Here is an 11,561-nt window from a genome sequence, read left to right as displayed (position 1 = left end):
TTACAAACAATAGCCATTTAAAAATTAAAAAATATTAATACAGAAAATTGTTTTATTTTAATAATAATTTAGCACTTAGTCATAATAGTAGATGTAGAAACTGTTGTTAAAGGATTTCGGTTATAAATAAAAAGGATTTCTCACTAGTTTTACTACTAATGATGAAATCCTTTTATGTTAAAAGTCATTATATATTTTTTGTTCTGTTACCACATGATATCTTTTACAGTATCGTCATTTAATGCTTTAACAATTTCTGCAACAAGTTTCACAGCGTTTAAGTAATCTTCTTTATGAAGTACAGAAACGTTAGAGTGCATATAACGTAATGGTACTCCGATTGAGATAGTTGGTGTGCCTTCGTTTGCAACATGGATACTACCTGCGTCTGTTCCTCCGCCAGTAATGTTATCCCATTGTACGTCTATATTTTTCTCTTTCGCTACATTTTTAATGAATTTTCTAAAGCCAACATGACCGATATTTGTACCATCCATTAATAATACAAGTGGTCCATTACCTAACTTCGTATCATGATCTTGCCCCTTCATTCCAGGTGTATCGTAAGCAATACCTACGTCTACTGCGATTGATAAGTCTGGTTTAATTTTGTTAGCTGCTACTTTCGCTCCACGTAAACCTACTTCTTCTTGTACAGTTGCACCTGAAACAAGGTTAATACCTAATTCATCATTTTTCAGTTCATTTAATACATCAACACTTAAAGCACATCCAAAACGGTTATCAAATGCTTTTGCTGTTAAATAGTTTCCATCACCTAGCTCTTCAAATTCTGAATAAGGTGTTACCATATTACCTATTTCAACGCCTAATTTTTCAACCGCTTCTTTATCACCTACGCCTAAGTCGATGAACATATCTTTAATTTCTACTGGTTTTTTGCGTTCTTCAGGACTTAATACGTGTGGTGGTTTAGACCCAATAATACCTCTTAATTCTTTACCATCATCTGTAGTGACAGTCACTTTTTGAGATAACATAACTTGGTTCCACCAACCACCGATTGGCGTAAACTTAATATAACCATCGTCATCGATACGGGTTACCATAAATCCAATTTCATCTAAATGACCTGCGATTAAAATTGTTTTAGATCCATCTTTAGCTTTCTTCTTCCCGAAAATACCACCTAAATTATCTTCTACAATTTCATCACTAACCGGTTCTAAATACTCGCGCATTTTAGATTTAACATTGTATTCATATCCAGAAATGCCATTAATGTCTGTTAATGTTTTTAATAATTTTACTGAATCAGCCATTTTACTTCCCCCTTAATATTTTTTCAACATTTCTATTTTATCATTCTCTTTAACAAAAGTGTTATGAGAAGGATTGATTTGATTGATTTTTCAGTTATTTTAACAAATTATTTTCTGAATAATAAAATACACCCCGATGTTAAATTTCTCATCTAACTTTGAGGTGTATTAATCCATATAATTATTCTGTTTCAATAAATGTACTCTTATAAATTTCATTGTTCATTTCTTGCATTTTTCTTTCGACATTAGTAATTTCAGCTGAACATTCTTTTAGTTTGTCTTGGTATTGTTCTGTTGAAATATGTGTGTTTTTGTATCTAAGCTTATGTTCTAAACTTGCCCACATATCCATACCGATTGTTCTAATTTGAATTTCCACTGGCGTCACTTCTACCCTTTCAGCTAAAAATACTGGTATAGAAACTACTAAATGCAAACTTTTATAACCATTTGGCTTAGGATTATTAATGTAATCTTTTCTTTTTAATAATTTAATATCTTCTTGTCTTAGTAGCAACTGTTCAATCGTATAAACATCCTCTAAATAATTGCATACTACACGAATACCCGCTATATCTTGTAAATTATCGCGAGCTGACTTTGCGTTCAATGGAAAACCTTTTCTCTTTAACTTTTTGACTACACTTGGGAATTCTTTAACCCTTTTTTCCATATGATGGATAGGATTATGTTTGTAAGCTACCTGAAATTCATCATCTAAAATTTTGAGCTTTGTACCAATTTCTTCTAAAGCCGAAGCGTAAGTATGTTGCAATTCCACAAAATTAAATAACTCTTCCATCGCTTGTTCCGTCGTTTGAGGCCTCTCAATTTCATTCAAATGATTTGTGAACTCTTTTTTCAACTCAGTTAAATTAATTGATGGTTTTCTTTCTATATACATAGATATTCTCCTTATATTTTTAAATAAAAATATATTTTCTTACTATTAATTATATCATTTAAAAATTTTACATCAAAGAATGAGAGGCTGAGTTTAGGTAATAATGAAGAAAGAAGAAAATAAAATAATGAATAAGTATATGGTATAATTCATATAGTAAAGAAAGTATCATTGAAATAATATTCTAAAATCTAGGGTGAGTTCTATGATTATTTGGCTTAACGGAGCTTATGGATCTGGAAAAACAACTGTTGCTTATGAATTACAGAAGAGGTTAAAAAAATCTTTTATTTATGATCCAGAGAATGTAGGTTTCTTTATACGCAAGAATACTCCTAAAGAGTTGCATAAACATAACTTTCAAGATCATGAACAATGGCGAAATTTTAATTATGAAATGTTAAAACAAATTGCAAATTCCTATGATGGTATAATAATTGTTCCTATGACACTCATCAATTTCGATTATTATCGTGAGATTGTAGAAAAGTTAAAAAGTGATGGTATCCATTTAGATCACTATGTTTTATATACTGATAAAAATACTATATTAAGACGCTTAAATAAAAGATTAGAATTTGGTAATACTTTTGCAAAATCACAAATAGATTATTGTATTAAAGCTTTTAACACTAAGATAAAAGATAATAAAATAGTAACAGATAAATTAAATGTTGATGATATTGTAGTAGAAATATCTAAGAGAAGTGACCTTAATCTATTAAAAGATAATAGAAAATTTTTAAGGAAGAGAATTGATAAAATTTTAACAACTATAAAACATATTAGATAATAAAGAGTCCAGTAGATAAATAATATATGGACTCTTATTTTTATGTGATAATTAACTAACTGTCATTCTAACAAAACACTTTTTCAACAAGCTCGTTAGACCAGGATTCTTCTTGATTTGAAAGTTCTGACGCCCGGCGAATTGTATGTGTGAGAGACTACACTACAGGCTCAAACCATACCCATGCAAGCATGCACTTTCAAAAGACACAGATTTACTCACTCCTAAAACGATTGCTTTTTTAATCATTTCATACTTATTTTATAATTTTCGAAGTGATGTTTTTTTATCCTTAATCTAATTGCAAATGGGATTAAGTAATATTTGCTAGTATACATTTTCAAATCTCTTGATTCATCATTGTAAGATTTTAAAATAGCAAAGCTTACAAATAATAAAATTATTTTTTTCAATTAACAACTTCCTTACTAAGTTAATTTTTAAATGTTGGAATATCTTCTCTTATAAACATATTGAGTTCGGTATTTCAGTGATTTTTTGCACAATAAAAAAGCCATCTTAATATTTAAAGATGGCTTTTAAAAATAAACTTTACTTATTTCGTAGTGTAACTTTTACTTGTAATTTGTCCGCCATTAACTATAATATCTTTGTCTTGGAACGGTTCATTGTTAAAGAAACGAGATAAAATATCTTTCACGCCTTCTTCAATACGTTCTTGTGCTTCTAAAGTCATACCTGAATAATGCACTGTCATTGCATTTCTAGGCATATCTCTCCATGGGTGATCAGCTGGTGCGGGTTGTGGATACCATACATCTCCTGCGTAACCTTGAATATGATTTGTTTTGAGTAATTCTACTAAATCAAATGTGTTTACGATTTTACCACGTGCTGTATTTACTAAATAACTGCCAGCTTTCATTTTGCTTAACACATTGTAATCAAACAGATTATCTGTATCTGGTGTTAAAGGTGCATGAATAGTAATTGCATCACTTGTAGAAACAAGTTCATCAAAACTCACGAATTTAGAATCTTTATTATCTTTTTGGTTCATTGGATCATAATGTTGAATTTTAACGTTAAATGGTGCAAGACGTTCAGCTACTAGTTGACCAATTCTACCAAAGCCAAAGATACCGATTGTTTTGTTTTGTAATTCATGTGCATGGTTACCAACTTGAGATAAATTCCATTCTCCTTCTACTGATTGACGGTGACCTTCTTCATAATTACGTAATAAAATTAGTAAATCCATAACAGCATGTTCTGCTACACTGACAGTATTACTTCCTGTTACTTCAACTACACCTATATTGTTTTCACTAGCTGCTTGTAGGTCAACATGGTCAGAACCTACTCCGGCTGTAATAGCTAATTTTAAGTTAGGTGCTTTTGCAATACGTTCTTTAGTCATATAAGCAGGGTAGAATGGTGCACTAATTACAACATCCATATCTGCTAAGTGTTTGTCTAAATCCGCTTCATTGTCCGCTAATATCACAAGTTCGTGACCTTTTTCTTCTAAAAATGATTTTAACCCAATTGCTTTGTTAGTATTAAGAAGTTGATTATCTTGTCCTTCTACTGATTCTGGAAATAATGCTACTATTTTCATAATAAATTCTCCTTGTAAATTATATTTTAAAATCCCTATACTGCTTTGATGCTTTTGCTTTTTTCTAAAACAAAAAAACTCGACACTATTTGCATATACCACCTCCTTGAATGATTAATTCAAAGCGTAGTTAGCAAACAGCACCGAGTACCTTACACCATCTAGCTTATTCTATTGATTTATCGAACACAAATATTGATACAACTTCATCATCAGTTAAATCAATATCTGTAAATAATTTAACAAATTTAGCTTCAACAAGATTTTCCATTTCTTCTAAGTTAATATCACTATACAACTGTTTTATTTTTTCAGTTCGCGTATAGTGTAACATCGCTTCGTTTCGTTGATCATTTAAATAAAACATCTCAACTTTACTTAAAGCACCTGACATGTGAGCAATAGCCCAATTACCTTTAAAAAATACTTGTATTCTTTCAGGACCTTTACCTACATGCTGTTTGCGATAAGAGCGAATAAGATTAGAAAATTGTTGTTCTTTTTTATTAGTATCTATTTCTCTCACCTTTTCAATATAAGAAGAACACTTTCTTTCAATTTCCATTATATACCTTTTGATTAATAAATCAAGCTCATGAATTTTTAGACAATTTTTTATTCATCTTCTTCACTTTCAGATTCGTTTATTATATCGTTTACTTTTACGATTCCTTTTCGTCCTTTATAGATATAATCTACTTCTTCATTAATCATTTGGCCATTTAGATAACTTATTATCATAGGTAAGTTCATTCCTGTATATAGCTCTAGTTCTTCACCTTGCATTATAAGTTTACTTATTATATTTGCTGGTGTGCCTCCAAGTATATCTACAAAAACTACAACATCATCATCTTTATCAATATGTTGCGTGAATTTTTTCTCTAAGTCTTGTGGTCCGTCTTCTTCTAATAATGATACTGTGAAAATATGTTCTTGAGGACCTAATATCATTTCAACACTGTCTTTAATACCTTCACAAAATTTTCCGTGACTTACTAAAATTAATTTCTCCATAATTATTTATCTCCTTTAAATATTTATTAACTTGGAGTAATAATACCTAATGCTGATAGAATGATTGATACAATTAGCACAATAAATATAGCTCTTGTAGCATTCATATGTTTGCGTCCAAGTAACCAATAAATACTTAATGCAATAATTAACGGTAATAATTTAGGTAAAATCATATCAACGTTTTCTTGAATATCAATAGTTACATCACCAATGGTTGGTTTCCAAGCAAATTCAACTTTTACTATGGATGCTACTAGTGCGCCAACCATAAAGACCCCAAGTAATGTCGCTGCGTTTGTTAATGTTTCTAATCGATGTTGCATTGTCGTAACAAGTGATACCCCTTCTTTATATGCATATCCTAGCTGTTTCCATCTGAAGATCACAATAGCTACTGTTGCAAATATCCATATTAGTGCTCCGACTGGATTACCTTGCTGTGCCATGTTACCTGCTAAAGCCCCAAAAATAGTAGGTATTAAAGAAGCAAATAGAGAGTCACCTACAGCAGCAAATGATCCCATCAATCCTACTTTCATCCCTTTTACTGTGTCTTTAGCTTTATATTGTTCTTCTTCTTCCATTGCAAGGTCAATACCTGTAATAATAGTATTGAAGAAATTACTCGTATTGAAAAACTGAGAATGTATTTTCATCATTTCTTTTAATTCAGGCGAATCGTCTCCGTAAATTTTTCTTAATTGAGGTAAAATGATGAATAAATAACCACTACCTTGCATACGTTCATAGTTCCAACCCAATTGGTAAAACAGTAAACTGCGTCGGTTAATTTGGTTAAAGTCTTTTTGAGTTAATTGATACCCTGTAGAAGATGGCTGTATTTGTTCATTATTTTCTGGTGTATTATCAAAGCTCGTCATCGTCTATCTCCCCTTCCTCGTCATCTGCAGAAGCACTATTTTGAGTAGGCGATGGCTTTTCAGTATTGCGTTTATAATCTATAGCTGCTAATGAAAAACCGATAAGTGCTACAGCTAACATTGGTAAACTAGATTCTGTAAAATCGAATTTTTTAGACATACCTGACACTGCGTTACCAACACTATTAACACTAGTAAATACTGTGGAGAATATTGCGGTAATAATAAAACCTAAAATGAAATAAGGAAAATGTTTTTTGACTGGTAAATATCTTAATAATATTGCAAAACCTACAGCCGGCAACACTGCCCCAGCTGTCGTTAATCCATCCCCTAACCACTTAAGATCTGTGTTTAAATAATTTACTACTGGGCGTACTACATGTGCACCAAAAGCTAATGCTAAAGCTACTGGAATCATTCTAGATAGCGACCACGGAATTATTCCGAATAGAAAATTCCGCTCTATCGCTTTGTAATTCATATTCTCAATGTGTGTATCAATTCGATGTGCAAAAAATGTATTAGTCATACGTGCTAAAACATCCATTTGAATCATTAAACTGGCAACTGGTATTGCTAGAGTTGATAAAGCTTGTTGCGTATTCATATCTAGTGCAACTGAAAATGCTACAGCTATTATAGTACCTGAGTTCGCATCAATTTTAGAAGCACCCCCGAATGTACCAACTCCTAAAACAACTAATTGCATACCACCACCGATTATTAATCCCGTCTTCATATCTCCCATTATCAAACCGGCAATTAACCCCGCAAATACGGGTTGGTTCAGTGTATTGAACTGTAATTCATCTAATATTTGGTAACCTGCATAAATCGTTAAGAAAATCACTTGCCACCATAAGATATCCATGATTCATCTCCCCTTTATTATTTATTGAGTAGAGACATAAAGTTAACTGCCTCATCGTTAGGCACCATCTGCGAAACAATTTTTAACCCTTTATCATTCAACTTTTTGAAAACATCAATATCTGTATCAGTGACATTAATAGATTTTGTTAATGATTGAGTCTCTTCTGTTTGAGACATGTTACCAACATTCAACTCATCTAGTTTTACGCCATGTTCTAGCAACTGTAAGAATCTATCTGGCTTCCTAGCAATAACCATTAAACGTTGAGAATCGTATTTCCCATTATTTATATTATGAGCTGCTTTTTCTATTGGTAAGACACTTAATCTAATTCCCGATGGTGTCGCAAGTTTTAAGCTTTGTTTATCAATATCACTTTGTGCTATTTCATCGTCAATGACTAAAAAGCGCGTAATATTTAATTTTGTAGCCCATAAATTAGCTACTTGTCCGTGGATTAATCTTCCGTCAACTCTATTTGCAATGATTGTCATAATTAATTACCCCTTCGTTTTGAATAAGTTAGTTATCTATTTTATTATCAATTGTTATAGGTGATTTCTTTAAATTAATAGTTGAACTCGCTTTATTTTCTGTCTCAAAAATAACGATTTCATTTTCTCCAACATTTAAGAATGATTTGGAGATATAAAGTGATAAAGTAGGTCCAATTTCCCAGTATCTACCTATATTATGTCCATTAACTAGAACTACACCTTTACCAAACTGTTGCATATCTAAATATGTGTCATAAGTTTCTTCAAGATTAAATTTATAACGATGAAATGAAGGTGTGCCTTTTATATAATTTTTTTGAAAATGTTTTGACCTTAATTTATTGAATTGAATATCGAACTGTTCATAATTCTGAACAAAATGTAAATCTTGCATTAATCCTTGTCCAAGCCCTTTACGTTGAGTGCTAGAAAGTAGCTTATGACCATAATTTACACGCCCCATATTTTCAACTAAAACATCAATTTGAGGTTGCTCATTTTGTAATTGAACTTCAATTTGTGCTCCTATTTCATCTTGATACGCTACATGTTCTAATTTATTATCGATAAATAAATGTACTCTATCTCGAGCATCGATTATTCTTAAATTCTCTTTGTGACTTTCACGTTTGATATGAGTACGATAAACAAAGTATCCATAACCATCTCCTGCTTCCTCCATAGTTTGAGGGTATTTAGAAGTTGTTTTGATTGATATATCATCTAAAATTTCAAATAGACTTACTTGATCTGTTACTTCTATATTATTGATTTCCATAAATTCTCGATATTTAGGAGGGCGTTGTTGGATATCGTTCTTTTCATTTTTTACTAAATTTTGTAATGCAAAATATTTATCAGTAGGATTACCTGATTCATCAAGTGGTGCATCATAATCATATGATGTGATTTGTGGTAAATCTGTGTTACCACGTGCCGAACTGCCATTCCAAAATCCAAAATTGGTTCCACCATGGAACATATATAAGTTAATATGACCATCTCTAATTGCTATTTTTACATCATTGATTAAATCATCCGTATCACGTTTAATGATTTCATCGCCCCAGCGGTTAAACCAGCCATCCCAAAACTCCATACACATTAATGGCCATTTCTTCGAATATTCCTCTTGAAAATTTTTAAGATTATTAAAGTTTTCATGCGTTCGAGAACCAAAATTCCCAGTCACTAAAATATTTTGATCAATCATGCTTCCAGCACTTAAGCACTGGTTCCAAGCTCCATCTGATGTAAATAATGGAACTGTAGTACCTCGCTCTAACATTAAATCTTTTAAGCGCGATAAATATTCTTTATCTTGACCGTAAGAACCATATTCATTTTCAACTTGCATCATAATAATCGGTCCATTTTCGTCAATTTGTAGAGGCGTTAAAATTTTAAATAATTCATCATAATACTTAGCAACTTTTTCGATGAAACTTTCATCTGAAGAACGTATACGCATATATCGATAATTTAATAACCATGCTGGTAATCCACCAAATTCCCACTCTGCACAAATATACGGTGAAGGGCGAATTATAACGTATAACCCCAATTCCTCAGCTATCTTAATAAACCGCTTTATATCTTTGTTTCCTGTAAAATCATATTCATCCTCAATTACTTCATGAAAATTCCAAGGTACATACGTTTCTACTGTATTAAACCCTAAAGATTTTAAGTTATATAAACTTTGATACCAATCCCCGCTTGGGATTCTAAAGTAATGTATTGCACCAGATAATATTTGTAAAGGACGTCCATCTAAATAAAATGTTTCTGAAATTTCGAATCTACTCATTAATTGCACTCCCGTTTTAAAGTTATTTGATTGGTGTAGCGTTAATTTGGTTAACTTGATTTAATGCTTTCAAGTTTTGTAAACCTATATCATTTAACCATTTTTCTGAAGCATCCCATCCATCAGTAACTAAAGTTTCAGTAGCACCTTTCCATGTAGCTCGACCACATAAGACACCATTAAATTTCGAACCAGAATCTTTAGCAAATTTTAAACTTTTGTTAAATAAGTCAGCCGAAATACCACCACTTAAGAAAATATAAGGAAGGTTTGTGCTATTGTTTTGTTCTTCAAAGTATTGCGCCGCCTCTTTCTGTGTGTATACAACTTCTTTATCTCCTAATCCTTCTACATAGTTCATGTTTACAGGTGTTTCTACTTTTAATACATCAGCTTTATAACGTGGTTCGCTAAATGAATTCATTGCACGAATAACTTTGTTCGGTCTTAATTTAGCAAATTCAGGTCCTTTTTCATCAGTAATATGACTATCATAAGTCAATATTTCTAGTAAGAACGGCACATCTTCTGTCTCGCATTCGCTACCGATACGCTCCACAAACGCCTTTTTCTTATCGTTAATCTCATCAGACTCATCAGCATCGTAATAAATCAAAATTTTTATAGCATCTGCACCTTTTTCTTTTAATTTTTGCACTGATTGATTTTCAATAAGTCTTGGTAAACGTCCTGGCACACTTTTTTCATATCCTGTTTGTTCATATGCAAGAATTAACCCTGCATCTTTATCTTTTTTTCGCGCCGCTTCCATCCCATATTCTGGATCCAATAATATACTAGAACCATAAGGCGTTAATATTTCTGAAACTAAGCTTTTAAATGATGAAATGTTTTCTTCATTTGCATAATCTTTCAATAACCTTTCCAAAGCGCCTCTTTGGTCAATCGCAATAGCTGAAAATACACCATTTTCATCTAATAATTTACTCAAATCTTTTTTTGTCATTTATAACAACTCCACTTTAATTTTGTTAGCAAACTCTTGAGCTTGTTCTGGATTGATATGACCTGTTTCTTTTTGTGTTGCGTTAGACATACCACATGATAGTGCTAAACGTATTATTTTTTCATTTTCGTTATAAAATTTTTCCATACCAAATGCGATACCAGCAACTGTGGCGTCACCTGAACCTACAGAGTTCTCAGCTGTAATTTCAGGTATTTCTGCTTTGTATATTTTATCTTTTAATTTAACTATTGCTCCCTTATCTCCAAGAGTGACAAACACATCTAAATCATTAAATAATGTATGCGCTTTCAATAAGTTGTAAATTTTTTTGTCACTCAGACTTGATCCATTTACTAACGTTTTAAATTCTTCTTCATTTGGTTTTATACAGTGTACCGGTGCTTTCGTTTCTAATATATCTATTAATTCTGACGCCCTTATATCTAAAATATTATAACTATCGCTCGAATTTTCTAAAATGCTTTTAACATGATTCTTTGATGTATTGCCTTGTAATGCAGGTGTACTTCCGCTAATAGCCATAACATCTATATGATTATGATTCTTTTGAAAATTATCTAGATAATCATGTTGTTCATCATGTGAAATTTCAGGGCCTTGCTCAAGTATTTCTGTTTGTTTCGAGCCATCGTTAATAGCTATACACTGGCGGGTACTGCCTTTGATATGAGTAGCAATTGTCGGTATACCTATTTCATTCAGTTGTCTTTCTATCCATTGGCCATTTTCTCCACCCAAATAAGTATGAGCTTTTAAATCTGCTCCGAGCTGCAATAACACTTTGGAAACATTCAACCCTTTTCCGCCCGCATTTTTAATTGTTTGAACAGGTCTGTGTACGTTCCCTAACTGTAATTGCTCAACATTGTAAGTGATATCTATGGATGGATTAAAAGTATGTGTGATAATCATGAAATACC

The 11,561-nt window shown here is 31.8% G+C and carries 12 protein-coding genes; 1 reads left to right on the top strand and 11 read right to left on the bottom strand.

Annotated elements, in window-relative coordinates:
- Positions 1-206: 206 nt before the first annotated feature.
- Both ACO6VN_RS00935 and ACO6VN_RS00930 read right to left on the bottom strand, forming a co-directional pair.
- A complete protein-coding gene (locus ACO6VN_RS00935; RefSeq protein ID WP_017001095.1) occupies positions 207-1,283 on the bottom strand; it encodes a M42 family metallopeptidase in 1,077 nt (358 codons plus the stop codon).
- Positions 1,284-1,464: 181 nt separating this feature from the next.
- Positions 1,465-2,190: a GTP pyrophosphokinase gene (locus ACO6VN_RS00930; RefSeq protein WP_017001096.1), complete on the bottom strand. Its 726-nt coding sequence runs from the start codon at positions 2,188-2,190 to the stop codon at positions 1,465-1,467.
- Positions 2,191-2,395: 205 nt separating this feature from the next.
- Here ACO6VN_RS00930 and ACO6VN_RS00925 point away from each other — a divergent pair, with 205 nt between their 5' ends.
- On the top strand, positions 2,396-2,983 hold the full coding sequence (locus ACO6VN_RS00925) for an AAA family ATPase (RefSeq protein ID WP_422404109.1): 588 nt from the start codon (positions 2,396-2,398) through the stop codon (positions 2,981-2,983).
- A 556-nt stretch (positions 2,984-3,539) separates the two neighbouring features.
- Here the strand turns inward: ACO6VN_RS00925 and ACO6VN_RS00920 are convergent.
- From ACO6VN_RS00920 to ACO6VN_RS00880, 9 genes are all read right to left on the bottom strand, one after another.
- Positions 3,540-4,565 carry an NAD-dependent formate dehydrogenase gene (locus tag ACO6VN_RS00920; protein WP_218707801.1) on the bottom strand — a complete coding sequence of 342 codons (1,026 nt, stop codon included), beginning with the start codon at positions 4,563-4,565 and terminating at the stop codon, positions 3,540-3,542.
- A gap of 166 nt (positions 4,566-4,731) precedes the next feature.
- A complete protein-coding gene (locus ACO6VN_RS00915) occupies positions 4,732-5,091 on the bottom strand; it encodes a DUF2294 domain-containing protein (RefSeq protein WP_135031574.1) in 360 nt (119 codons plus the stop codon).
- 89 nt (positions 5,092-5,180) lie between these two features.
- Positions 5,181-5,582 carry a PTS sugar transporter subunit IIA gene (locus ACO6VN_RS00910; protein ID WP_064211211.1) on the bottom strand — a complete coding sequence of 134 codons (402 nt, stop codon included), beginning with the start codon at positions 5,580-5,582 and terminating at the stop codon, positions 5,181-5,183.
- A gap of 26 nt (positions 5,583-5,608) precedes the next feature.
- Positions 5,609-6,466 (bottom strand): PTS system mannose/fructose/sorbose family transporter subunit IID, encoded by an 858-nt coding sequence (locus ACO6VN_RS00905; protein ID WP_017001103.1) that lies wholly within the window; start codon positions 6,464-6,466, stop codon positions 5,609-5,611.
- Positions 6,453-7,340, bottom strand: a complete 888-nt coding sequence (locus ACO6VN_RS00900) for a PTS mannose/fructose/sorbose/N-acetylgalactosamine transporter subunit IIC (RefSeq protein ID WP_216683638.1) — start codon at positions 7,338-7,340, stop codon at positions 6,453-6,455. The genes ACO6VN_RS00905 and ACO6VN_RS00900 overlap by 14 nt, the downstream gene beginning before the upstream one ends.
- A 17-nt stretch (positions 7,341-7,357) precedes the next feature.
- The gene (locus ACO6VN_RS00895; RefSeq protein ID WP_216683637.1) at positions 7,358-7,837 is read right to left on the bottom strand and encodes a PTS system mannose/fructose/N-acetylgalactosamine-transporter subunit IIB; all 480 of its coding nucleotides are present in this window, start codon (positions 7,835-7,837) and stop codon (positions 7,358-7,360) included.
- Between the two features lie 28 nt (positions 7,838-7,865).
- Positions 7,866-9,650, bottom strand: a complete 1,785-nt coding sequence (locus tag ACO6VN_RS00890; protein WP_216683636.1) for a glycoside hydrolase family 35 protein — start codon at positions 9,648-9,650, stop codon at positions 7,866-7,868.
- A gap of 22 nt (positions 9,651-9,672) precedes the next feature.
- Positions 9,673-10,617: a tagatose 1,6-diphosphate aldolase gene (locus ACO6VN_RS00885; RefSeq protein ID WP_216683635.1), complete on the bottom strand. Its 945-nt coding sequence runs from the start codon at positions 10,615-10,617 to the stop codon at positions 9,673-9,675.
- Positions 10,618-11,553 carry a 1-phosphofructokinase family hexose kinase gene (locus tag ACO6VN_RS00880; RefSeq protein WP_422404108.1) on the bottom strand — a complete coding sequence of 312 codons (936 nt, stop codon included), beginning with the start codon at positions 11,551-11,553 and terminating at the stop codon, positions 10,618-10,620.
- Positions 11,554-11,561: the final 8 nt, after the last annotated feature.

The organism is Mammaliicoccus sp. JADD-157, assembly GCF_049310805.1.
Taxonomy (GTDB): domain Bacteria; phylum Bacillota; class Bacilli; order Staphylococcales; family Staphylococcaceae; genus Mammaliicoccus; species Mammaliicoccus lentus.
The sequence above is the reverse complement of the archived record's forward strand: the minus strand, read 5'-3'. Positions and strand labels throughout refer to the sequence as shown.

What these genes read in the sequence shown, in the direction of transcription:
- ACO6VN_RS00895 (WP_216683637.1), bottom strand. Translation starts at nt 7,837, where the DNA reads ATGACAATCATTGCAAATAGAGTTGACGGAAGATTAATCCACGGACAA.
- ACO6VN_RS00910 (WP_064211211.1), bottom strand. Translation starts at nt 5,582, where the DNA reads ATGGAGAAATTAATTTTAGTAAGTCACGGAAAATTTTGTGAAGGTATT.
- ACO6VN_RS00900 (WP_216683638.1), bottom strand. Translation starts at nt 7,340, where the DNA reads ATGGATATCTTATGGTGGCAAGTGATTTTCTTAACGATTTATGCAGGT.
- ACO6VN_RS00880 (WP_422404108.1), bottom strand. Translation starts at nt 11,553, where the DNA reads ATGATTATCACACATACTTTTAATCCATCCATAGATATCACTTACAAT.
- ACO6VN_RS00905 (WP_017001103.1), bottom strand. Translation starts at nt 6,466, where the DNA reads ATGACGAGCTTTGATAATACACCAGAAAATAATGAACAAATACAGCCA.
- ACO6VN_RS00885 (WP_216683635.1), bottom strand. Translation starts at nt 10,617, where the DNA reads ATGACAAAAAAAGATTTGAGTAAATTATTAGATGAAAATGGTGTATTT.
- ACO6VN_RS00935 (WP_017001095.1), bottom strand. Translation starts at nt 1,283, where the DNA reads ATGGCTGATTCAGTAAAATTATTAAAAACATTAACAGACATTAATGGC.
- ACO6VN_RS00925 (WP_422404109.1), top strand. Translation starts at nt 2,396, where the DNA reads ATGATTATTTGGCTTAACGGAGCTTATGGATCTGGAAAAACAACTGTT.
- ACO6VN_RS00920 (WP_218707801.1), bottom strand. Translation starts at nt 4,565, where the DNA reads ATGAAAATAGTAGCATTATTTCCAGAATCAGTAGAAGGACAAGATAAT.
- ACO6VN_RS00890 (WP_216683636.1), bottom strand. Translation starts at nt 9,650, where the DNA reads ATGAGTAGATTCGAAATTTCAGAAACATTTTATTTAGATGGACGTCCT.
- ACO6VN_RS00930 (WP_017001096.1), bottom strand. Translation starts at nt 2,190, where the DNA reads ATGTATATAGAAAGAAAACCATCAATTAATTTAACTGAGTTGAAAAAA.